The sequence below is a fragment of the Salmonella sp. 32010601201800023SM genome, from assembly GCF_017572235.1.
Classification (GTDB): Bacteria; Pseudomonadota; Gammaproteobacteria; order Enterobacterales; family Enterobacteriaceae; genus Salmonella; species Salmonella enterica.
Genome location: NZ_JAGEQS010000002.1, coordinates 258149 through 281731, shown reverse-complemented (window position 1 = coordinate 281731; position 23583 = coordinate 258149). Strand labels below are relative to the sequence as shown.

The following is a 23583-nucleotide window of genomic DNA, read 5'->3' as shown; positions in this document are numbered from 1 at the left end:
AAAAATCATATTAATAATTTTAAATTATTTTTTAGAAAACCAGACAGGATTTAAATTAAAATCATTTATTTTCAAGATGTTATAAAAAATACCGCAACATACGTCACATTATTAACATGTGAATGATTGTGTTAACCGAATGTAAATTGTATGTTTCAACATACCACTATTTTACTGCGCCCCGACGCGCTCATCCGGATGGAAGGAGATAACATGTCAGCCTTATCAACTACTGGCCATAATGACGGGATCACTCTCCATTGCTTACAGAGCATTGCGCAACTCATTCCTCTGTCGTCGGCGGTTTTTTATCGTGTTAATGCTTATTTAAAGCCAGAAGCCTATGTTTTACATAACATTTCTAATAGCACACACCAACAATATCTGGAGCATTTTCAACCATTAGACCCGCTATCGCCTTCCCGGTTCGGCCAACAGGTTGTTACCGTAGCGACGATGACGCCCGGTATCTGTGCCCGACATCGCCATTATTATCATGAATTTATGCTACCTAATCATGTGTGCGACATGATTGAGATCTTTATTCGTCGGGGCCATCGTATTATCGCGGGCATTTCATTAATGCGCGATATACCTTTTTCCAGCGAAGAGCGTTTGCGAGCCCAGGCAGTACAACCATTACTGGGACTGGCGATTCATGATTCTCTTCAGGAAGACAACGATCTGGCGTCAATATTGACCGCCAAAGAGCGTGAAATTGTGGGAATGGTCTGCGAAGGGGCCAGCAACAAATTGATTGCCCGTCAGTTGAATATTTCTCTCTCAACAGTGAAAACGCATTTACGTAATATTTTTGCTAAAACAGAAGTGATAAATCGCACGGAACTGGTTTCCCGAACCAGAATGTCTTCGGTACAACATTCACAGCATATGTGAAAGCGTGCTTTTTAACCCGCGTCAATTGCGGGTCTTTTCCCCATTGTCATATATGCCTGAATTAATACCACTCTCTGAGCTGATGCCTCAATAAAATGTCATATTATCTGGCGTCGGTATCCTGTTGCAGCCATTGATTCATGGCCTGATTGATCATATTTATCACACTAAGCAGAAGAACACGCTGGTGCCGCTCAAGCCGCAGATAACGGCGCAGCGGCGGCATTTTACAAACCACTTCGCTAGCAGCCCATAGCTCAATGCCGCAATACCATTCCTTATGATGTAAAACCAGCGTAAACCGACGATAATCCAGTTCACTCAGTGCCTGTTGTAAATTGGGGAAACAATTAAGATAGTTAATCAGCCCGGCGGTACTTTTGCTGCCAGTAAAAATGACGGGATAACGTTTCAGCCATCCGGGCTGATGAACGCGAATTTTGCCCTGCAAAGGATAATTGATTGTGCCTTTCACCCTGAATTCACAACTGTGAATACTGGCCATGAATAACCGTTTTTGCTGAACATGGCAGATAACCTGGGTAAATGCATTCAGATGCAGCACGGCGCTATGTTCGGTCAATTTTTCACAACGCCAGCCGCTCAAATCACGTAACACCATATTCATTAATGCGTTCTTAAACCAGGGGACGGAGGACATCTGGCGTCATCTCTTCATTGTTTCGCTTTTCATAATTGCCCATAGCCCGTTCCACGACCTCTTCTACCGGAAGCGGGAGGAAAGGATTAACCCGTTGCACACATAATGTCCAGAATAAGGCATAGGCGGCAGTCAATCCAAGCATAATACCGAATGGTATAAGTACATCCCGACTGTTCATTCCTGGAGGCGCGATATTAATAATGGCGATAATAATACCCACGCTCGAAATAATCTGAGGTAAGGGAAACCAGGGGGCCCGGTAAGCGCGTGGCAAATCGGGGCGCCGAATACGTAAGATAACGACCGATAACGTTACCAGCAGATAAGCTACCCCCCAGGCGCAGACCGCAGCGAGGATCAGCGGAACAATGTGGTCGATATCACCGTTCAGATACCAGGCATGTAAACAGGGAATCGCAACACCGAATGCGATGGCGATGACCGGTGTTTTAAAGCGGGGGTGCAACCAGGTCAAAAACCGCGGCAAAGCGCCGTCCAGCGCCATGCCGTATATAATACGCGGTACTGCCGCCATCAGCGTATTAATCGTCGCACATCCCGCTAACAACAACCCCACGCCCAGCCAGTATTGCCCGACATGTCCCATGACACGATTGGCAAAGGCGGGAATAGCCATCGGCGTATCCAGTAAAAAGATATGGTTTGCCGCATCGACAACCACATTATTTACTTGCCGGTTAATCGCAGCGCCATAGAGGAACATACAACCTGCCACCGCTAAAAGGCCAAGCGCCATCGCTCTGGGAATCGTACGATGCGCTTTTTTAATTTCCGGCGCCATTGGCGTGACCAGTTCACAACCGACGAACATAAACATCGCCATGCCAATATAACCAAACAGACCAGAAAGATTACTGACATCAAGCGGTGCGCCAAACCACCCGGAATGATGAGTGACCGGGGATAACAGGATCCCGCATAAACCGAAGATGGTCAGGGTAGTCCACATACCGAAAGTAAGAAATACCTCCACCTTGCCAAATACTTCAACACCAATGGCATTCAGTATCCCGAAAACCACTACCATGCCGACACCAACCATCCAGGTATTGTGCTGCATGGCCACGTGTTCGCTAACAGACTCAAAGTTCACCAGCGCCATGACGCCAGCGAGAATCGTTTCTGCCGTGCCGGCAAAAATGTGTACGATCAGGTAAGCGCAAAGCGCACCGGTGATAGCGAAAAAACGCCCCATCCCGCAGGAGATATAGTCGTAGACGGAGCCAGTCGTGGGAATAAGCGTTGCTGCTTCGGCAAAGGTGGTAATCTGCGCTTGCATCATAATAAATGCCAGTAATACCGCAAGGGCAAAGGTATCTCCCCCTGAGCCAAAACCACTGGTCACGGTCAGGATCACCGGGCTTGCCATAATCAGCCCGACGGAGCTGGCAAGCGTCGTGGGGAAACCAATAACGCCACGTTCAAGATGGCTGGCAAGTCTGTTTTTAAACATGGTCAACCTCTTCACTATTATTACAACAATAAATTACCGCTCCGGAATAACGCTTATTTATGGCAGGCACCGTATCTAACAGGTATCGTCCTGAAGAGGGATAACGGTAAATAACGTTGTGACGCCGTCCCCGCATGCGCTAATAGCAAGTGGGGAGCGCGTTATTCTCCCCAGTGATGCCAACGCTACTGACGAACAATTAAAGGATTCAACCCTGTTTATGGCTTTCAACGTTTGCCAGATAATGTTTTACAAAACGGGGCGTTAAAACTTTCCATGCCACTTCGGTTCCCTGTTCAACAAACCAACTATCGCCCGGTGAAAAACGTATCGGTTCCTGACCCGCGACAGTGAGTTCCACTTCCCCTTCCAGCACGGTTGCGTGCTCGGTAAAGGGATAAATCATCGTGAAACCGCCGCGGGTCGATGAAAACAGTCCACAGGTAAATACGTCCTCAGGTTTACCGTAAATCATCGCAACGGCGACCTGGGGATCGCCTTCTGTTGGCAACGCCCCCAACAGGCTGACACTCCCGATTGGCTGTAATTCAGGAACAGGTTGATTGAGTTTAAAAGCGTGCATTAATGTTCTCCTGGTTAATTCCGGCCTTTCCAGAAACCGGCTGTTTGATGTATCAGTTTTCCCGCACTGACCAGCAATAGACGTAGACTGTCGCGACCATAAATTGTCGCGTGGGGAATGCTACTCATCAGACGATACCGCTCGGAACCGCCATTTATTCCTTCGGCCAGGATTTTGCATACAATATGGGAAGGCGTGACGCCAAATCCGGAATAACCCTGAACATAAAAAACATTATTGTGTTCACGAAGCGTGCCAATCTGCGGAAACAGATTCGCGCTACAGGCCATCGGTCCGCCCCAGGCAAAATCGATTTTAACGTCTTTCAAATAAGGAAAGACCTCCGTCAACAGAGTGCGGTTCCAGGCAGCAAAATCGTGCGGGGTATATTCAAGAAACCTTGTGGCGCTGCCAAACAGCAGACGGTTTTCTTTTGTGAGACGGTAGTAATTTATCACCGGGCGGATATCACTAAAAGCCCCGCGCAAGGGACTGATCCGCTCAACAAGCTCGCTGGAGAGAGGTTCTGTAGAGACCTGATAAGAATAAGTAACCAGCGTTTTCTTATAAATTTCTGGTTCCAGATTATTGAGAAAACTATCACAGGCCCACAGCAATTTGGCCGCTTTTACGCTGCCCATCGCAGTACGTACCCGCACAGTTTTACCGTAACTGACCTCAACCACAGGTGAATATTCGAATATCTTCACCCCCAGCGAATTCGCAGCCTGAGCGGAGCCCAGCAATAAATTCAGCGAGTGGACATGCCCTCCCCCCATATGCTTGAGAACACCGCAGTAGACGTCGGAACCAATAACCTGCTGCACGTCTTTACCGGTATAGAGTTCAATATCATCTTCCGGCGTAGCAGCTTTGAATTCTTTTTCCCATTGTTGCAGCGTTTTTAACTGCCGCTGGTTGTAGGCCAGATAACCATATCCGGGGACAAAATCAGCATCAATATGGTATTTACGAATTCGCTCCCGAATAATACCTGCGCCGAGGTTCGAGATTTTAAACAGCGTCTCCATTCCCGCTGCGCCTACATATTTTTTAACGGCTTCGATGTCGTGACCTATACCGGCCATCACCTGACCGCCGTTTCGCCCGGTGCCGCCATACCCAAGATGGCGGGCTTCCAGAACGACAACATTAGTGATCCCCTGCTCCGCCAGTTCCAGCGCGGTATTGATGCCTGAAAAGCCACCGCCAATGATCACCACATCGGCATCAATATCGTCTTGCAGAGCAGGAAAATGCAACGGGTATTTTTTCGTCGCGCCGTAGTAATTCAACGCATCGATTTTTGTATTCATCGCGTTACCTTGTCATCACGCTTGACTAAGACCGCTATCACAGCACGGTAACGTTTTACAAAATATCGTCCGGAAGAATGACGTTCTTTGGAACGATATTCAGTTCCAGGCAAGTATGTTGAGATGGAAAAACGTACATTCCTGACCTACAGGCACTTCTGATGAGCGACGTGACATTACTTGCCGAAGTAACGACTTTTTTACGCCAACGACACGGACAATTTATTGCAGGTGAACGTCAGGCCGGAAACGGCACGAACTTCTCGGTCACTAACCCAGCCACCGGCAAAATCATCGCCGACGTTGTGTCGGCAACCCCTGCGCAGGCAGAAGAGGCCATGCAGAGCGCCAGACGGGCGTTTGATGTCTGGCGTAAAATGCCAACGTTACAACGCGGCGCATTACTGCTGAAACTGGCTGATACTCTTGCCGCTCATCGTGAAGAGTTAGCTCAACTGGAAAGCGTCTGTTCAGGTAAAACGATTATGCTGTCGCGCGGTCTTGAACTCGATCAGTCAGTGGCCTTCCTGCGTTACTTTGCCGGTTGGGCAGGAAAAATAACCGGTGAAACGCTGAATGTCTCCCTGCCATCAATGGGAGAAGAGAGATACACCGCGTTTACCCAACGCCAACCCATTGGGGTGGTCGTCGGTATTGTGCCGTGGAATTTCTCCATTATGATTGCTATCTGGAAGCTGGCCGCAGCGCTGGTATGTGGCTGCACCATCGTCATTAAACCAAGTGAATATACCCCGCTGACACTGCTGCGAGTTGCTGAGCTGGCTAAAGAGGCAGGTTTCCCTGATGGCGTAATTAACGTGGTAAACGGTGCTGGCGGTGAGATAGCGCAACAGCTGATCGCGCATCCAGATTGCGCCAAAGTGAGTTTCACCGGGTCAGTTGCGACAGGTGAGAAAGTCCGGCGTTCGGCAACATCGTCAGGAAAACGCGTTACCCTCGAACTGGGAGGGAAAAATGCAGCGCTGTTTCTCAATGATCTCACGGCACAAGCCATGGTCAACGGTATTCTTGAAGCCGGTTATCTGAATCAAGGACAGATTTGTGCTGCCGCAGAGCGTTTTTATCTGCCCCAGGAAAAACTGGATACGGTCATGACGCTCCTCAGACAACGGTTATCGGAGATCGTGCCCGGCTCGCCTTTAGATGAAAAAACGGTGATGGGCCCGCTGGCGAATCAGGTTCAGCTTGAAAAAGTGCTGCGTCTGATTCAACGTGCACGGGAAGAAGGGGATACCATTGTTTACGGCGGTGAAACTTTACCCGGCGAAGGGTACTTTTTACAGCCGACAGCGGTAAAAGTGCGTAGTAAAAACAGTACGCTGATGCACGAGGAGACCTTTGGCCCTGTCTGTAGCTTTATCGGTTATCAGAATGAAAAAGAGGCGCTTTCGCATATCAACGATTCGCCATTCGGCCTTGCTGCAAGTGTGTGGTCGGAAAATATATCTAAGGCATTACGCTACGCTGAAGATATTGATGCTGGCATGGTGTGGGTCAATATGCATACCTTCCTCGATCCCGCGGTACCCTTTGGAGGGATGAAAGGATCGGGCATTGGTCGTGAATTTGGCAGCGCGTTTATTGATGACTATACCGAACTTAAATCGGTCATGGTCCGTTATTAACCATCCTGAAAATGATGCAGGCAGATCAACCATACCGAAAGGTGGACTGTCTGCCTGATTATCAGGTTCGCTCGCTGCGTTTTTTTGCTTTTGGGATAATGTTAAACGCCCGGCCCGGCGTTCCTTCCTGCATTACTAGCGCCATCTACCGTTAGAGTAGGCTATCTCCAGCCTTAACGGTTCAGACTCATCCTGTAACATCGCTTCCAAAGACAACGCCAGCGTCTGATGATGGGCATCTTTTACACTGACTTTCAGCATGTTGATGCTCGGTTCATAACGTAAAATAGCAGCGCGAAGCTCACGGCAAAACCAGTTGAGAACCCGTTTGTCACCCACATTCACCTCGTGCCATTCCGGCATACCCCGAGTGAGCAGCGGCGGTAATGTCTCGCCACCTGGCACGGCGCAAGAGTTGAATAAACACATTAACTTGCGTCGTACCAATTCATGTGGGCTTATCCCCTCAACCAAGAGCCTGTCGAATAGCGCGACCGGAATGGTTGGCGTCATCATCATTTCCCTATCTGGTCCATCGCCAGATCCCATACTGACGTTCTGGACTCCTGCTGAGCGCCGTCTGATTTCTCGGCAGTGATTTGCCATTCGATTTTCGTGAAGTTCAGCGACATCGTTTCCACCGGCTTACCGCCGGCGCCGCCGCTAACACTGAGTTGTGATATCAGCACGTTTGTCAGGGTATAAACGATAAGCGACCGCATTTTGCCGTCGTCATTGCGGCACAACGGCAGCACCACGGTTCTAATTAGCCTCCCGCTACAGCAGTACTCATTGAGCACAGGCGTGGCGAGGTCGACAAATTTGGTGAGCGACATTTCACCAACATGCGCGCGCCCGGAAGTCCGCTCAGTGAGGCTAACATCGTTATTTACCTGCATTGCCACATTGTGGCTATAAGACATGATCTCTATCTGATCTTCAAAGCCTTCAACCTGGCTTTCGCCTTTGATATTGTCGAGCTTTAAAAAAATCGCATCCATGATTTATCTCCTTGTTGATCAGGTGGCAGTTCAGCAGCCAGACGAATACCGGCGGCCAGCGCTTGTGACTCTTATTAAAAGCGCAACGACCAAAAAACACAGCGTGAAAAGCGCCAGGTTTGCAGGGATTTTGCCGACGTTTACCCACGTCTGATGAACGTTATTCCGCTGGTTGCAAAGCAATAGAGGGTTTTGGCCCGCTGTGGCCAAATACAATTGAGGTTATACTGAACGCTCTCTGCCATATTCAATCCCTTTTATCGCAAAGTATCCCTGGTGCCGGTATCACAGCGTCGTTATTCAAAAATTGACATTTCAGAATAATAATCAGCTATATATAAAAAACACATCAAAAAGCAAATATCAACTTAATTTTTACTTATTTAATAAAAAAATCCAAATTGATTTACATCAATTAACACATACAAAAACATTAAAAATCAAAGCGTTAAATAAAAATTAATCACTATGGAAATTTTATTTTTCTTAATACTCACATTATAAATGCTATTTGCTTATTTTCCTGTGAACACTAAAAAATGATTTAAATCAAAAAAAAACTATTCTCGTTGATTAACGTTTTGACCGAAATAAAAAAGATTTTATACGTCCCGGGATAGTCTCCCTTTCTGATGGACAATATGCATTAACGAGCGGGCAAACAGGTAACTTCTGCCCGGGTAATCCGTTACCCGACTGATATTAACATTGTCATGAGGTGATATCATTTGCCTGGCCAGCCATAATCATCCGGAACCGGCGCTACGCCACGAACATCAGGACGGAGCATTTTTTGTCGATCCTCTTCGTCATCCACCCAGACACTGGCTATCTCTTCACAGGTTGCAAACCATACGCCATCATGCCCTTTAATATGTTCAATCAAACGTGACAACATCATCATATGATGCCCATGACCGATTATCTGCGGATGAAGGGCCATCGCATATAAACCGTTTTCCTGATGGTGATAAGCATAGGTAAAAATATCCTTCCAGCGTCGCAGAACACCGTCAGTATCGCTCATCCCCTCCTGGTTGCCGGTATACGCCAGTGCGGGAAAATCATCCAGATACCAGCTAACAGGAATTTCCAGAATCGCGCTGGCCGGGCCTGCGATATTTCCCGTCTCCCAATTCACCTGCCAACGTTGAGGATGGTAAGGCACAAGATCTCTCGCCATCAGGCTACTGTCATAGAGAAAACCGGCTTCCTCCAGAAGATCCAGCGTATTCTCGCTATAATCCCAATAGGGAGAACGGTATCCCACAGGGCGTATGCCGAAATGTCTTTTATAACAGGCGAACGCCAGATCCATAAGTCGGCGTTCTGTATCACGATTCACCAGCGTCGGATTTTCATGATAGTAGCCATGGTGAGCGATTTCATGCCCGGCATCAAAAATTGCTTTAATGATTTCCGGGAAGGTGTCTACAGTGTGTCCGGGAATAAAAAAGGTGGTTTTGATATTATTTTCTTTGAACAATTTCAGAAGCCTTGGTACGCCAACTTGAGCACCAAACTCTCCTCGTGACATAAAGGATGGCGACGGTCGATTAAATCCGCCCAGCCATAAAGACTGAGCATCTACATCAACACCAAGATTGACCGCAATCCTTTTACCCTCAGGTAATTTTAAATATCCCATAACGACCTCCAGCTAATACATAGAAGGGACACATTCTGTTATTTAATGTGTGATGGCCAGATATTATATATGCCTGCTTTTCTGCGTCTGTCCTTGAACGTTGTTGCTGCCCCCCCAAGTCTATTTTCATATAGAACATCGAGGTTAATTTCTCCTGAAATGACATCCTCTTGATTGACGTGCGCCTCTGCGATAATACCTTGTGGATTTTTCCACACGACATCACAGGGGCTTAAAATTGAACTTCGGGCCCAGCAGCCTGGCAGTGGTCCACCCGGGTTTCCGCCCAGGCAACAGTGAACAAGATAAATTTGATTTTCAATACAACGTGCGTGGCAACAATGTCTGACTCGCCAAAATCCCTGTTCAGTAAACGTAGCGGAAGGCGTTAAAATTAACTCCGCACCCTGTTCCGCCAGCGTCGCGGCACACTCCGGTATTTCTGCTTCATAACAAATATTAAAACCCACCTTTGCAAATGGCAGTTGAAAAACAGCCATTTTATCGCCTTCCTGAGTATACCAACCCCGTTCAGCCGGGAAGATATGCGTCTTACTATGAGCATAATGTTCGCCGTCGGGTCCCCATATATGCGCAACATTCTCATAGCGATCTGCTCCGGTCTGCTCCAGATGAGAGCCAGCAATAATGAACTGTCCTCTTTCTTTAGCTTCCTGTTGAAAAAGCTGCTTATAGGCATCCGTGAACTGATCAATTAAAGTAAGGTGTGAAATGGGTCTTTCTTGCCATTTTTTCAATAGTGTAAATAGCTCAATGGTAAATAGCTCCGGGAAGATAACGACATCAGCTCCCTGACTTTTATTAAGAAGTATCCTTACCTTTGTTATGAAATCTTCAAAAGTGTTTATTTCAGTAACAATATACTGACAGGCTGAAACAGTAAAATTACGTGGCATCGTGATATCCCCGGCATGAAATTTAAACTTAAATTAACGTATAGCGCATGGAGAATATTAGGGAGTGGACATTACGACATCAGGTTATTTTTTGTGAAGCTGCGCAAAATATATGGGGAAAAGAGTAGAAGCATTGAACCTTTATTTACATAAAGGGGACTTTATCGATGATCGCAGCGAGACAGAGAGTCGATAAAAATCCAGGCGAAAAACAATAACCCTTACCACAATATTATTTTCAGCATCTGAAAATAATCAGGCAAACTAAATGATAACGCGCTGGTATAAAACCAACGCGTATTTTTACCGATAAGGGTAATGAAGACGGCCACCCGAAGGTGGCCGTTAGAACCCGGTAGCGCTTCGCTTATCAGGCCAGTGAAACCGAGACAGCTTTAGCGGTGAGACGCCAGCGGCTGTTCCGTCATTGGCGGGTGGTGCTTTTCTGGATCTTTAATCAGTACCCACAGGATGATGGCGCCGATAATATCGAACAGACTGAGTGCAATGAAGAACGGGCCGTAACCGATAATAGCGACCAATGCCCCCATAAACAGGTTGAAGCTTAACTGTCCCATCCATGCCGCAGATCCTGCCAGACCGGCAACCGTCGCGACCTCATTTTTCTTGAACAGGTCAGCGCTCATGGTAATCACGACGGTAGACAGCGTCTGGTGCGCAAAACCGCCAATACTCATCAATGCAATGGCGACATACGGGTTAGTCGTAATGCTGACAAAACCGATCGAAATCATCAAAACAGCGCCGATGGTAAAGCTACAACGACGCGCATTGATCGTGGTCATGTGCATCTTTTCCATGAAGAACTTCGCCAGGAAACCGCCTGCAACGCAGCCAAAGTCCGCCGCCAGGAACGGCAGCCAGGCAAACATGGCGATCTCTTTTAACGGCAGATGCATCACGTTAATCAGATACAGCGGCATCCAGAAACTCAGCGTTCCCCATGCCGGGTCAGCCAGAAAACGGGTAATCGCCAACGCCCAGAAGTTACGCTTTTTAACGATCTCTTTAACGGCCGGTTTTTTATTATCGTCCTGGAGATAGCTTTCCTGGCCGTCTTCGATATAACGCAGCTCTTTGTGGGTGATCCACGGGTGTTTATTTGGCGAGTTATAAATCAGGAACCAGGTGATGGCGAACAGCACGCCGATCCCACCGGTAATCACAAACGCCATTTCAGTACCGATGCCGCTATCAGCAAAGGTCAGCATCGCCCAGACCACCAGCGGCGGCGCCAGCATCGCGCCAATCGAAGTACCGATATTAAACAGTCCCCCCGCAATACCGCGTTCTTTCGTCGGGAACCATTCGGCGCTGGCTTTAATCCCGGCCGGAATCGCTGACGCTTCGGTTAGCCCCATCAGACCACGCAGAAATGCCAGACTTATCCAGCCGCCGGCCAGCGCGTGCGCCATGTTGATCAGCGACCACAACAAGGCAAAGATAAAGAAGCCGATTTTCAGTCCGATGACATCCATCAAATAGCCGGTGATCGGCTGCGCAATGGTGTAACAAAGCTGGAAGGCGCTCACCACCCAGGAATATTGTTGCTCATCAAAATGGAGTTCTTTCATCATCGCTGGCGCCGCAACGCTAAGCGAGCTACGGGACAGGTAGTTTACGATGGTCCCTACGCAGACCAGGCCGATAATCCACCATCTTAATTTTGTCATCTTCATGATAAAGCCTCGTTAAAAAACATTAGCTCCGCGCCGTCTGACCTGTAGCGGGAAAACTGAAATCACAAAAATTGGTTGACCAATCAATATTTTCTCATCCGGACCGGTCAAAATCTGGCGGCAACTCCCGCCCTTAATATTCTTGAAATAAATACATCAACTCATTTCAAGTTGAATGGTGAATGCTTTTCACCCAGCAAAAATTGACGCAGATCAAATAAATAAAATTGGCAGACCGTGAATGATGATATTTGTGATTTGGTTAGCCAATTTAGACAATAAGGTTGACATGAGAAAAATTTTGGTTGAATTTAGGGGGCAGAACGGGTTTACAAAGCACGTTTCGATGTTGGCTGGCAATGGGTCAACCACGAAGACGTTATCGCAAGAAGAGGAAACGAGATATGAAACAAACCTGGCGCTGGTACGGACCTAACGACCCGGTAACGCTGTCAGATGTACGCCAGGCTGGCGCAACCGGCGTGGTAACGGCGTTACACCATATCCCGAATGGAGAAATTTGGTCGATAGACGAGATCCAGAAACGTAAAGCTATCGTTGAAGAGGCGGGTCTGGAGTGGTCTGTGGTAGAGAGCGTACCTATCCACGAAGATATCAAAACCCACACCGGTCAGTACGATTTATGGATCAAAAACTACCAGCAAACGCTGCGTAACCTGGCGCAATGCGGTATCTATACGGTTTGCTATAACTTTATGCCGGTGCTGGACTGGACACGTACGGATCTGGAATACGTATTGCCGGATGGTTCAAAAGCGTTGCGTTTTGACCAGATTGAATTCGCCGCGTTCGAACTGCATATCCTGAAGCGTCCGGGAGCAGAAGCCGACTATACGGCAGAAGAGATTGCTCAGGCAGAGCGACGTTTCGCCACCATGAGCGAGGAAGACAAAGCACGTCTGACCCGCAACATTATTGCCGGTTTACCTGGCGCGGAAGAAGGCTATACGCTGGATCAGTTCCGTCAACACCTGGCGACGTATAAAGATATCGATAAAGCAAAACTGCGTGAACATTTTGCCTATTTCCTGAAAGCCATTATTCCGGTTGCCGACGAGGTTGGCGTGCGTATGGCCGTTCACCCTGACGATCCGCCGCGCCCTATTCTCGGCCTGCCGCGCATTGTCTCTACCATTGAAGACATGCAATGGATGGTGGAAACCGTTAATAGCATGGCGAACGGCTTCACCATGTGTACCGGATCTTACGGCGTGCGCGCCGACAACGATCTGGTTGATATGATCAAGCAATTTGGTCCGCGCATCTACTTTACGCATCTGCGTTCTACGCTGCGCGAAGAGAATCCGAAGACCTTCCACGAGGCCGCCCATTTGCACGGCGATGTGGATATGTATGAAGTCGTTAAAGCGATTGTGGAAGAAGAGCACCGTCGTAAAGCCGAAGGTAGCGACGATCTGATCCCAATGCGCCCGGACCACGGTCATCAGATGCTGGACGATCTGAAGAAGAAAACGAATCCGGGTTATTCCGCCATTGGCCGTCTGAAAGGGCTTGCGGAAGTCCGCGGCGTTGAACTGGCTATCCAGCGCGCTTTCTTTAGCAAATAACCTTCTTTCGCATGGCGCGACGCGTCATGCGATTTCCCCTACTCAATGCAATAGCAACATGCCTCGCCCCGGAGATCGCGGGCGAAGACGTCGAATGACAGGAGTTTGCAATGGAACAGAATATCGCCACCGCCCAGGTTTCCGTCGCCCGCCCAAACTGGGACAAATCACGTCTGGTATCCCGTATTGTGCATCTGGGCTGCGGGGCGTTTCACCGCGCGCACCAGGCGCTCTTTACCCATCATCTACTGGAAAAGAGCGACAGCGACTGGGGCATTTGTGAAGTGAACCTGATGCCGGGTAACGACGCGCGGCTGATCGCGAACCTGAAAGCGCAAAATCTGCTGTACACCGTTGCAGAACGCGGCGCAGAAAGCACCGAACTGAAAATTATCGGTTCAATGAAAGAAGCGCTGCACCCTGAATTCGACGGCCATGCAGGGATTCTGGCGGCAATGGCGCGCCCGGAAACCGCCATCGTCTCCTTAACCGTGACCGAAAAAGGCTACTGCACCGACCCCGCCAGCGGCGAGCTTGATGTCAATAACCCGCTGATCCAAAACGATCTTGCCCATCCACAGCAGCCTAAATCCGCCATTGGCTATATTGTCGAAGCGCTAAACATGCGCCGGGAGCAAGGACTGAAAGCTTTTACCGTGCTGTCGTGTGATAACGTGCGCGAGAATGGTCACGTCGCGAAGGCTGCCGTCCTCGGCCTGGCGAAAGCTCGCGATGCCGCCCTCGCCGCATGGATTGCCGACAATGTGACCTTCCCCTGCACCATGGTTGACCGCATTGTTCCGGCAGCGACCGAAGAGACGCTACAACTGGTTGCCGACCAGTTAGGGGTTTATGATCCTTGCGCTATCGCCTGCGAACCCTTCCGCCAGTGGGTCATCGAAGATAACTTTGTGAATGGTCGCCCGGACTGGGACACCGTCGGCGCGCAATTCGTTGCAGACGTCGTACCGTTTGAGATGATGAAGCTGCGTATGCTTAACGGCAGCCACTCTTTCCTCGCCTATCTGGGTTATCTCGGCGGGTATGACACTATCGCCGATACCATGACCAACCCGGCTTACCGTCGCGCGGCGCTGGCGCTGATGCTTGATGAACAAGCGCCGACGTTATCAATGCCGAAAGGCACCGATCTGGAAGGGTATGCGAATTTGTTGATTGCGCGTTTCACTAACCCCTCGTTGAAACACCGCACCTGGCAGATCGCGATGGATGGCAGTCAGAAACTGCCGCAGCGTTTGTTGGACCCGGTGCGCCTGCACTTGCAACAGGGCGATGACTATCGCCGCCTGACGCTGGGCGTCGCCGGATGGATGCGTTACGTCGGCGGTGTCGATGAGCAAGGTAAAACCATTGATGTCGTCGATCCGCTGCTCGCGCAGTATCAGGCGATTCATCAGCAATATCAGACGCCGGAAGAACGCGTTCGCGGGCTACTGGCCATCGAGTCTATCTTTGGCAACGACCTGCCGAAGAACCACGAATTTGTGCAAGCCGTTACCGACGCTTACCAACAGCTATTGCAGAATGGCGCGAAAGCCACGGTAGAAGCGCTGGCTAAGTAAGGAGATAAATCATGGCTACGTTTATGACTGAAGATTTTCTACTTAAAAACGACATTGCCCGCACGCTGTACCATAAATACGCCGCGCCCATGCCGATTTATGACTTCCACTGCCATTTAAGTCCGCAGGAAATCGCCGACGATCGCCGTTTCGATAACCTCGGTCAGATCTGGCTGGAAGGCGACCACTATAAATGGCGAGCGCTACGAAGCGCAGGCGTGGATGAGTCGCTGATCACCGGCAAAGAGACCAGCGATTATGAAAAATATATGGCCTGGGCCAATACCGTTCCAAAAACGCTGGGCAATCCGCTGTATCACTGGACGCACCTTGAACTACGCCGTCCATTTGGCATTACAGGTACGCTGTTCGGACCGGATACCGCGGAAAGTATCTGGACGCAGTGTAATGAGAAACTGGCGACGCCGGCCTTTTCCGCGCGCGGTATTATGCAGCAGATGAATGTGCGGATGGTCGGAACCACCGACGACCCTATAGATTCTCTGGAATATCACCGCCAGATAGCCGCCGACGACAGCATTGATATTGAAGTCGCGCCAAGCTGGCGCCCCGACAAAGTTTTCAAAATCGAACTGGACGGCTTTGTCGATTACCTGGGGAAACTGGAAGCGGCGGCAGATGTCAGCATTACCCGTTTCGACGATTTACGTCAGGCGCTCACTCGCCGCCTCGACCATTTCGCCGCCTGCGGCTGCCGCGCGTCCGATCATGGCATTGAAACGCTGCGATTTGCGCCGGTGCCCGACGACGCGCAGCTTGACGCCATTCTGGGCAAACGTCTGGCAGGCGAAACGTTGAGCGAACTTGAGATCGCCCAGTTTACCACGGCGGTGCTGGTCTGGCTGGGCCGTCAGTACGCCGCGCGCGGCTGGGTGATGCAGCTACATATTGGCGCGATCCGTAACAATAATACCCGTATGTTCCGCCTGCTCGGGCCGGATACCGGCTTTGACTCTATTGGCGATAATAACATTAGCTGGGCGCTCTCCCGTTTGCTCGACAGTATGGATGTGACCAATGAACTGCCCAAGACTATCCTCTATTGCCTGAACCCACGTGATAACGAAGTCCTGGCGACCATGATCGGTAACTTCCAGGGGCCGGGAATTGCCGGAAAAGTGCAGTTCGGTTCCGGCTGGTGGTTTAACGATCAGAAAGACGGGATGCTGCGCCAACTGGAGCAACTGTCGCAAATGGGACTGTTAAGTCAGTTTGTCGGGATGCTGACCGACTCCCGCAGTTTCCTTTCTTATACGCGACATGAATATTTCCGGCGTATTCTCTGTAACCTGCTGGGACAGTGGGCGCAGGACGGAGAGATTCCTGATGATGAAGCGATGCTAAGCCGTATGGTTCAGGATATCTGCTTCAATAATGCCCAGCGTTATTTCACGATTAAATAATCGCTATTAATCTGTGAGCACAGGTTTCAGGTATTTCGAGGGGCAGGAAGGCGGTAAGAGAGTGAGAAATTTAGCAGTAACGCACTTTTCCAGCCAAAGTCTGGCCGCCGATAAAAAGCAAAGAGGTTGCTGATTAATCCCGAATCACTTACTAAGGTAAGTGATTCGGGTAAACAAACACAGCCATCTTCTGCGTCATGCTTTTTTTCTCTGTCCGGAATAACTCCAGTGCAGAAAGTGTGATACATCAGTCCTGTTGATGATGGCTCCTGTTGGTTATACGGTAATAACTCATGACCTCACAGTGTGGTTTCTTTTAATAAATCGACAGCCAGCATTTCCAGCTGGTTAACCACCTCATTACTGGAGCGCTCCATTCTGTCGAGTTCTTGCGACATCGCATTCATATCGCCTGCGGCAAAATAGTTCAGCGCAGAGTGACCAGCGCTATGCACCTCTTTATGCGGCGCTTCCAGACTACGGAAACTGTAGTAATTGCTAAACTGCTGCCCTTCAAAACCGTAGTACCATTTCCCCAGCCGACACTGATCGTGCATCGTTATTTTGCTGTTTATGTCTTTATTTAAGAGTAATTTGTAGACTTCCATTTTCCAGATAACATGGTCAACTTTAACAATATTCAAAAACTGCACCGTAGAGATGTACTGCATGACCGATTTCATGCTCAGCGATTTATCGATGACGATGCCAATAGACTCCACAATTTGATTTATGTTAGTCGTAATATTATCAATAACCGGCTGTTGGTTATCCAGCACCTCACTCACTCTGGCCGTATTATCTTTGATTACAGAGGTTAACGTACTGACGCTTTTCGAACTGTGTTTAACATCTTCGGACAGGTTTTTCACTTCTTTCGAAATAACGCTAAAGCCACGCCCGGCATCCCCTACGCGCGCGGCCTCGATCGCGGAGTTAATCGCTATCAAATTGGTCTGGTTAGCGATCTTCTGTATCTCTTTAATACACGCATTAATTTGCGTTAAGGAGGTATTTAAGTCGCCCATACGACAGCCAATATCCGATGAAGTCGTGCCAATTTCGGTGATAAATTCCACGAGCGATTTTAATGAACTTCTGGCTTTATCATTCTGTTCGTTAAGTTCATTAATGCGTTCTTTTTCAATGTTGAGCTGCTCACAGGACTTAATGATGGCATTACGAATGATATCGATCGTCGAGATCCCCATCAGAATTTTTTGACACAGTATCCGCTCATAAGGCTCAGGAGTATCCACCACCACGTCAGACGCATTAGCGCCAGATTCTACTGCTGGCGGCGGTATTTTGACAACATTATTATTCCAGTGGCGCAAGCCTAATACTTTTTTAAACATATACCATTCTCCTTATTATATGTGGACATCCTGATCTATGCCTGGATAAAGTATTATCAACTCATGCTAACATAATGAAAAATCGGCTGTCATCTGCCATAACCATACGCTCACCAGAATAAGACAAAACGTCCACCAAACTTAAATAATTACAAGGTAAACTATTCAACAATACCATTAATAGTCATGATGGAAGTCGCTTCGCTTTATACGGAAATATTATTTACAAGGCTGACAACAATAGCTGAATAATAATTAACTGCATTTACTTAGGTGTAGCTATATCTCGCCACGAAGATTGCAGACAGGGTTTAAACGCAAACTTTTGCAATAGAAAAATAACCTAACGTAAACTTTTTATATGACCAATAATATCATTTGGACTCATCAATATATTATGCTGTCCGTTTACCAGCCAAACAGGCATGACCTAAATCCAAAGGAATGGGGGCAGCGTAACCAGCCGCAAAAAGTATCGATTAGTCGAAAATCAGGAAACGGATGCGCCAACGCGGCGAGCGTCACCGCCTGCGTCAGAAAAGTTAAGAATAATTTGTGATATTATTTCTCATATGTTACCAGTAAATGGCAGGCTGATAGCCGTTCGCTGGTAAACACAACAGGCGGGATATCGGCACCCACGCCGATATCCCGACGAGAATGACCCCGTTACGCTTTGATGACGATTAACGGTTCAATATCGCTCTCTTTTTTAATGACTAATGAATCATCGCCGCGCAGGCACGTACCGCCGTAGTTACCGCCCACGGTAAACGTACAGACCTGAATATACTTCCCGGCGACCTTCGGCAGGCACCACAACTGCTGATAGATATTTTTCTGCGTGGCGAACTTGCCGCTGGTTTTATCCAGGAGTTCTTCCTGATGGCTCACCAAATCAATATTACTACCGCAACGTCCGGCGATCGGTTTTACCGCATAGCCGGTCTGCACCAGCTCATCGTTAACGGTAAAATCCGTGTCGAGCAAATAGCGATGATGCGGGAACAGCGACCACAGGATGGGCAGGATCGCTTTGTTGCCCGGGATCACCGTCCACAGCGGTTCAAACACCAACACTTCCGGGCGCAGTAATACATCAATCAGCCGGACTTCATTTTCCGGGTGCCCGGTACGAATAGGCACTGCGGCATACTCCGTCTCGCTGACTTCGCGTATCTGCTCCATCGCCGTTTCCCACGCCCAGGTTTTCCAGACACAATTCACCAGCCGTCCGTCGCCATCGATCAACTGCCCGGCGTCATCCCAGCGCAACTCGCCCAGCCCGCGGAGGATTTTGCTCGCGAAGCCGGCCTGATGCAGCGCCTGCTGCATAAACTGCGCGTGATAGTCCTCCTCGATATCATCATCCTGCATGATATGGACGAAAGGACGCGCTTTACTGTGTTTCCAGGCGCCTGCCAGCTCGTTAATTAAGCCCTCTGCCGGGTTATGCCCTTTACCGGTATAGCCCTGCTCAGCCCATTTTTCGAGAATTAATCCCGCTTCGGTATGGCATGATGCGGAATCGGCATTGTATTCATAGACTTTCAGCCCGCGTTCATCCATGCAGAAATCCATACGACCGGTGATCATATGGTGACGACGGCGCTGCCAGGAGAGACGCAGGCGCGGCCAAAGAATTTTGGGGATATCGAATAGCGCCAGCAGATTATCGTCTTTTAAAACTTTGTCCGTGGCGTGCAGGTACATCAAATGCAACTCATTGGTCGCTTTGATAAGCTCCTGTTCAGCGCTCTCGGTGATGGTAAAATACTGGTACGGGTCCTGATTGATAACGTGTCCGTTCGCCTGTACATAGGCTTTTTGTAACGGATCGCGCTCATCCAGCCACGGACCGTCAAACTGACCTTTCTCTGGCAGTCTTGCGCTGCGAATCGCCAGCGACTGATTCGCGATGTCAGGCTGTGACAAACTGTATTGCGTGTCGTCGGTCTGGATCATCCAGCCTAAAATCGTCGTGTCATCAAAGGTGTCGCGCAGGGTGTAACACCCGTTTTCTACAACCATTTCCAGTTCGCGAGTCCACTGCTGCCCTGGCGGCAATGGCGTGTGGATAACGTTTTGCTCAGCAATACGAATTTTGTTATCCAGGAGCTGGGTGATAATCGCAACGTGCCCGGTTTCGTTAAACTCGCCGCCCTTTTGCCAGATGAGCAGCGCCCCGGCCTCCGGCGCGCGCGGCGAACCGTTCGGGAAGGCCTGCAAAGGCAAAATATTGTCATTCACGACCTCGCGCAGAAAACGCAGCGAGAAGATTTCCCAGGCCATGCCGACGTCAGTAAAAACAACGCCATAATTCAGAAAGAGAAAACGGCGGGCAAATTCCACGCACTGCCATTTATGCCCCATGTATTCATCGTCGATGTAGCTACGAAAAGCTGCGTCGTCGTCGTCCCACGGATCGAGGGAATTGTAATCTGAAGAGTAGATCGCTACGCCGCCGGGGGCGTAACCCAATAATGTCCCGAAGGGGGCATCCTGACTGGTGGTTCCTTTGCTCATGCACTTACCTCAAAACAAGACCGCCTGAGCAGCCTGGCGTGATTTCGCTCTGATTGTCTGCTCTGTGACACTAACCGGACAGAGGTCGACATAATCATACACCTCAATAAGGCACACTGAGGCCAGAAGGTTAAAATTTCACTCGCCGGAATGTCCCAATCGGTTAAATGTCCGACTAGCAAGCTGCTACACTACTTCAACACCACCACTGTGAAGGCAGGTCAATATGGCAGATAATACTTATCAACCCGCAAAAGTCTGGACGTGGGATAAATCCGGCGGCGGCGCGTTCGCTAACATTAATCGCCCGGTTTCCGGCCCGACGCACGACAAAACGCTGCCCGTCGGCAAACATCCGTTACAGCTTTATTCGCTGGGGACGCCTAACGGCCAGAAAGTGACCATTATGCTGGAAGAGCTCCTGGCGCTGGGCGTGACCGGCGCCGAATATGACGCCTGGTTGATTCGCATCGGCGAGGGCGATCAGTTCTCCAGCGGCTTTGTTGACATCAATCCGAACTCAAAAATTCCGGCGCTGCGCGATAACTCACACAACCCGCCGATTCGGGTTTTTGAGTCGGGCGCAATTCTTGTTTATCTGGCGGATAAGTTTGGCCATTTCCTGCCGCAGGATCTGGCTAAGCGCACAGAAACCCTTAACTGGTTGTTCTGGCTACAGGGCGCGGCGCCGTTCCTCGGTGGCGGTTTCGGTCATTTCTATCATTATGCGCCGGTAAAAATTGAGTACGCCATTAATCGCTTCACCATGGAAGCCAAGCGTCTGCTGGACGTGCTGGATAAGCAGTTAGCTCACCACCCGTATGTCGCGGGAGAAGAGTACACTATTGCCGATATGGCCATCTGGCCGTGGTTCGGCAACGTGGTGCTGGGGAATGTCTATGATGCAGCGGAGTTTCTGGATGCCGGAAGTTATCAAAACGTACAACGCTGGGCGAAGCAGGTAGCCGAACGTCCGGCGGTAAAGCGGGGGCGCATTGTCAACCGGACCAACGGCCCATTGAACGAACAGCTTCACGAACGCCATGACGCCAGCGACTTCGAAAACCATACCGAAGATAAACGTCAAAGTTAAACCATGATGCCGGATGAGGTAGTAATGTCGTCATCCGGCATGGTATTCCCTGCTGACGCTTCGCTTATCAGTTCTGCGAGTGTGTCATATTCGGCGCTTCACTAAACCCATGTTGCATGAGAATCAACCTCGCCCGTGCTGACAGTAAAAAGTCGGCAAGCGTTTTTCCCTGCTCGCTCAGGCAGGCAAAGCCATATTCAGCCACGGGATTATAAGGTTCCGGGATATCCACCACTCGCAGCGAATTAACCTGCCGTAGCCTGGGAGCATAGCTGGCATAGCCGATAAAGATATCGGTGTAATCATGATTGATGAGCCATTCCGCCGCCAGCCGGCCCGCCGGTAACGGCAAAGTCTGTCTGCCGCCAACCAGCGCTACCGCGCGTTTTCGGATCGCTTCGCCCTCCTTGCCCATCCGCGAAAAAAGCTGCTGCGTATAATCGCCGGAAGGATCGCAACCTGCTGTTGAGGTGCCGATCCGCAGATCCCGCCGGGTTAATAGCGACAGCCAGTCCTCGCCTTCACGCATCGCCTGTGCCCGCACGCTCAGGCACAAACGGTTCGTCGTAAAAGGCGCGACCCGCAGCGCCCGCCCGCTTTCCAACAGCGCCTGTGGATGCGCCAGGTTCGCCGAAGCAAAAAAGTCGCATGCTTCGCCCGCTTCGATGCGTTCACGTAACAGCCCCGCCGGACCGAAATCACATACCGCATCCGCCTGAAACGCCGTCATTAGCTGCGGCCAGACGACGCGCAAGCTCCCCGCAGCCAGTATTCGCATTACTGTACGCCCTGATAGTCAGTACGGTAAAAACGTTGATACCAGTCGTTAGCAGCCTTTTGCATGTCAATACCGTGGAATTTTTCCGGATAGAGTTTTTTCGCCATCCACAGTTCGCCGATTCCCACCGCCTCCGGCATCGGATATCCCCAGGCTTTGGCATAATCTGGCATCAGGTAAACCCGATGATGCTTCACCGCGTCAATGACCTGCCACTGGGGATTGTGCAGGATCTCATTGACGACCTTTGGATAGCGATTCTGGACAAAGATCACCTGTGGATCCCAGGCGATCACCTGCTCCATTGTCACCTGCTTAAAGCCTTTCACCGAGGATGCCGCTACATTCAGCGCCCCCGCATGGGCCATCATCAGACCGGTATATTTACCGGAACCGTAGGTGGTCAGCTCCGGATTCGCCATATAGGCGCGAACCCGCTCATTTTCAGGAACCGACTGCAAACGGTCGCTGACCATCTTGCGACCTTTATCCATCGCCTCAATCAGCGCTTTCGCCTCTTGCGGTTTATTGACGATATCGCCAATCAGCGTTATTCCTTCACGCAGCCCGCGATTATAAGCCTGCTCTTCATCGGCCAGGGTCGGGTTCATTTTAGCCTGCTCGCCAGCAATATCATGGCGCAGCGAAATCGCCACTACCGGAATGCCAAGACGGCTGATCTTGTCGATCATCTCCTGCGGAGCGTAATTCGTGACAAACACCACCTGCGGGCGCAGCGCCACCAGTTTTTCAGGATCAACGTGCGTTAGATCGCCCAGCGAGGCTTTTTGCGCCAGTTCCGGCGCCAGACGCGCATAGCCGTCGCCTAATTGCTGTTTCCAGTTCGCCATGACCCCAACGATTTTGTCAGTGGCATTCATCTGTACAAGGAGATTGAGCGTTTGATGCTGGAGCACCACCACTCTGTCGACGGTGTCCGGAACCGTGACCTGGCGGCCAATTTGATCGGTAAAAGTACGCGCCGCCTGTGACATTAACGGCCAGCAAAAAAGCAACGCCAGCAGAGAGAGCTGGCGCAAAAATTTATTCATAGGTTTCGCCCCATAATCGATATATAAATAATTATACAACGATTATAGAGCGATATAATAGAGGTGATTAAGGGATCACGCGCTGGTTATGTCGTACTCCATGCGGCGCAGCGCATCTAACGTGGCTTTCGCTTCGTCTTCGTCAATGATGCTCATCGCAAAACCAACGTGTACCAATACCCATTGCCCTATCAGATCGGCTGGCTTACCTTCACAAATCAGAGCAATATTGACATCACGTTTGATGCCACACACTTCCACCTGCGCAAGCTGGTGAATATCATCTCCGACGGCCAGCACCTGACCGGGGACGCCAATACACATAATTAACCAC

Annotated in this window: 20 protein-coding genes; 6 read left to right on the top strand and 14 right to left on the bottom strand. The window is 49.7% G+C overall.

Annotated features, from left to right (window positions below):
* Positions 1–213: 213 nt before the first annotated feature.
* Positions 214–897 (top strand): LuxR family transcriptional regulator, encoded by a 684-nt coding sequence (locus J4617_RS08755; RefSeq protein WP_001275361.1) that lies wholly within the window; start codon positions 214–216, stop codon positions 895–897.
* A 103-nt stretch (positions 898–1000) separates the two neighbouring features.
* On the opposite strand, the gene J4617_RS08750 is transcribed toward J4617_RS08755, so the two are convergent.
* The 4 genes from J4617_RS08750 to J4617_RS08735 form a co-directional block, all read right to left on the bottom strand.
* Positions 1001–1558 (bottom strand): DUF3156 family protein, encoded by a 558-nt coding sequence (locus J4617_RS08750; RefSeq protein ID WP_000100099.1) that lies wholly within the window; start codon positions 1556–1558, stop codon positions 1001–1003.
* Positions 1536–3035, bottom strand: coding sequence for an APC family permease (locus J4617_RS08745; RefSeq protein ID WP_000475953.1), 1500 nt, complete (start codon positions 3033–3035; stop codon positions 1536–1538). Before J4617_RS08745 ends, J4617_RS08750 begins: the two co-directional genes overlap by 23 nt.
* A gap of 208 nt (positions 3036–3243) precedes the next feature.
* Positions 3244–3618 carry a cupin domain-containing protein gene (locus tag J4617_RS08740; RefSeq protein WP_000542980.1) on the bottom strand — a complete coding sequence of 125 codons (375 nt, stop codon included), beginning with the start codon at positions 3616–3618 and terminating at the stop codon, positions 3244–3246.
* Positions 3619–3632: 14 nt separating this feature from the next.
* The gene (locus tag J4617_RS08735) at positions 3633–4934 is read right to left on the bottom strand and encodes an FAD-binding oxidoreductase (RefSeq protein ID WP_001092814.1); all 1302 of its coding nucleotides are present in this window, start codon (positions 4932–4934) and stop codon (positions 3633–3635) included.
* Between the two features lie 161 nt (positions 4935–5095).
* Here J4617_RS08735 and J4617_RS08730 point away from each other — a divergent pair, with 161 nt between their 5' ends.
* Positions 5096–6580 (top strand): NAD-dependent phenylacetaldehyde dehydrogenase, encoded by a 1485-nt coding sequence (locus tag J4617_RS08730; RefSeq protein ID WP_001286388.1) that lies wholly within the window; start codon positions 5096–5098, stop codon positions 6578–6580.
* Between the two features lie 135 nt (positions 6581–6715).
* Here J4617_RS08730 and iraD read toward each other — a convergent pair whose 3' ends face one another.
* From iraD to J4617_RS08705, 5 genes are all read right to left on the bottom strand, one after another.
* Positions 6716–7096: an anti-adapter protein IraD gene (gene iraD / locus J4617_RS08725; RefSeq protein WP_000988938.1), complete on the bottom strand. Its 381-nt coding sequence runs from the start codon at positions 7094–7096 to the stop codon at positions 6716–6718.
* Entirely contained in the window at positions 7096–7581 is a 486-nt protein-coding gene (locus tag J4617_RS08720) for an Hcp family type VI secretion system effector (RefSeq protein WP_017465454.1), read from the bottom strand. The genes iraD and J4617_RS08720 overlap by 1 nt, the downstream gene beginning before the upstream one ends.
* A 724-nt stretch (positions 7582–8305) precedes the next feature.
* Complete coding sequence (locus tag J4617_RS08715) at positions 8306–9229, bottom strand: polysaccharide deacetylase (RefSeq protein WP_000540888.1); 924 nt, start codon at positions 9227–9229, stop codon at positions 8306–8308.
* Between the two features lie 38 nt (positions 9230–9267).
* On the bottom strand, positions 9268–10146 hold the full coding sequence (locus J4617_RS08710) for a carbon-nitrogen hydrolase family protein (RefSeq protein WP_001137804.1): 879 nt from the start codon (positions 10144–10146) through the stop codon (positions 9268–9270).
* A gap of 395 nt (positions 10147–10541) precedes the next feature.
* A complete protein-coding gene (locus J4617_RS08705; protein WP_000784371.1) occupies positions 10542–11846 on the bottom strand; it encodes an MFS transporter in 1305 nt (434 codons plus the stop codon).
* 404 nt (positions 11847–12250) lie between these two features.
* Here J4617_RS08705 and uxuA point away from each other — a divergent pair, with 404 nt between their 5' ends.
* From uxuA to uxaC, 3 genes are all read left to right on the top strand, one after another.
* On the top strand, positions 12251–13435 hold the full coding sequence (uxuA, locus tag J4617_RS08700) for a mannonate dehydratase (RefSeq protein ID WP_000815479.1): 1185 nt from the start codon (positions 12251–12253) through the stop codon (positions 13433–13435).
* A gap of 110 nt (positions 13436–13545) precedes the next feature.
* Positions 13546–15018 (top strand): fructuronate reductase, encoded by a 1473-nt coding sequence (locus J4617_RS08695; RefSeq protein WP_000437136.1) that lies wholly within the window; start codon positions 13546–13548, stop codon positions 15016–15018.
* Positions 15019–15029: 11 nt separating this feature from the next.
* On the top strand, positions 15030–16442 hold the full coding sequence (uxaC, locus tag J4617_RS08690) for a glucuronate isomerase (RefSeq protein WP_000190180.1): 1413 nt from the start codon (positions 15030–15032) through the stop codon (positions 16440–16442).
* A gap of 299 nt (positions 16443–16741) precedes the next feature.
* On the opposite strand, the gene J4617_RS08685 is transcribed toward uxaC, so the two are convergent.
* On the bottom strand, positions 16742–17800 hold the full coding sequence (locus tag J4617_RS08685) for a methyl-accepting chemotaxis protein (protein WP_017466053.1): 1059 nt from the start codon (positions 17798–17800) through the stop codon (positions 16742–16744).
* Positions 17801–18469: 669 nt separating this feature from the next.
* On the bottom strand, positions 18470–20326 hold the full coding sequence (gss, locus tag J4617_RS08680; RefSeq protein ID WP_017466052.1) for a bifunctional glutathionylspermidine amidase/synthase: 1857 nt from the start codon (positions 20324–20326) through the stop codon (positions 18470–18472).
* A 226-nt stretch (positions 20327–20552) separates the two neighbouring features.
* Here gss and yghU point away from each other — a divergent pair, with 226 nt between their 5' ends.
* On the top strand, positions 20553–21419 hold the full coding sequence (gene yghU / locus J4617_RS08675) for a glutathione-dependent disulfide-bond oxidoreductase (protein ID WP_000774852.1): 867 nt from the start codon (positions 20553–20555) through the stop codon (positions 21417–21419).
* 67 nt (positions 21420–21486) lie between these two features.
* Here the strand turns inward: yghU and J4617_RS08670 are convergent, their stop codons facing one another.
* From J4617_RS08670 to hybG, 3 genes are all read right to left on the bottom strand, one after another.
* Positions 21487–22197: a molybdate ABC transporter substrate-binding protein gene (locus tag J4617_RS08670; protein ID WP_017466051.1), complete on the bottom strand. Its 711-nt coding sequence runs from the start codon at positions 22195–22197 to the stop codon at positions 21487–21489.
* Positions 22197–23249, bottom strand: a complete 1053-nt coding sequence (locus tag J4617_RS08665; protein ID WP_017466050.1) for an ABC transporter substrate-binding protein — start codon at positions 23247–23249, stop codon at positions 22197–22199. Before J4617_RS08665 ends, J4617_RS08670 begins: the two co-directional genes overlap by 1 nt.
* A 75-nt stretch (positions 23250–23324) precedes the next feature.
* Positions 23325–23573, bottom strand: a complete 249-nt coding sequence (gene hybG / locus J4617_RS08660) for a hydrogenase maturation factor HybG (RefSeq protein ID WP_000334887.1) — start codon at positions 23571–23573, stop codon at positions 23325–23327.
* Positions 23574–23583: the final 10 nt, after the last annotated feature.